1 protein-coding gene is annotated in these 563 nt (G+C 75.0%); it reads left to right on the forward strand.

What is annotated here, in order from left to right; translation table 11 throughout:
• Positions 1-142: 142 nt before the first annotated feature.
• Positions 143-563 (forward strand): ABC transporter ATP-binding protein (locus B8460_RS17260; RefSeq protein ID WP_148360675.1); only part of this gene is annotated, 421 nt, incomplete at its 3' end.

Here is a 563-nt window from a genome sequence, read left to right on the forward strand (position 1 = left end):
CGCCGTCGTGACGCCCGCCCGCTGCGCGCGCGCGGGGGACGCCGCGAACAGGGCAGGGGTGGCGGCGAGCAGGGCGCGGCGGGACAGGCGCGACATCGCGCGGAGCATGGCCTCGCGCGCCGCGCCGCTGCAAACTCGCGCCATGGCGGAGTCCGGCGGGCTGGCGATCGAGGAGGCTTGGATGCACTACGGCCGCCATGCCGTCCTGCGCGGCGTGACGCTCGCCATCCCGCACGGCGATTTCTTCGTCCTGCTCGGCGGATCGGGGTCGGGCAAGACGACCTTGCTGCGCATGATCGCGGGCTTCGTGCGCCCCGATCGCGGCCGGCTCACGCTCGACGGCGCCGACCTGACGCGCCTGCCGCCCTGGCGGCGGCCGGTGAACATGATGTTCCAGTCCTACGCGCTGTTCCCGCACATGAGTGTCGCCGACAACATCGGCTACGGGCTGCGCCGCGCCGGCCTGCCCCGGGCGGACATCGCGGCGCGGGTCGGCGCGTTGCTGGAGCTGGTGCGCCTGTCCGAATACGCCGCACGCCGCCCGGATGCGCTGTCCGGCGGCC

This window comes from Acidisphaera rubrifaciens HS-AP3 (assembly GCF_000964365.1).
In the GTDB taxonomy this organism is placed as follows: Bacteria; Pseudomonadota; Alphaproteobacteria; order Acetobacterales; family Acetobacteraceae; genus Acidisphaera; species Acidisphaera rubrifaciens.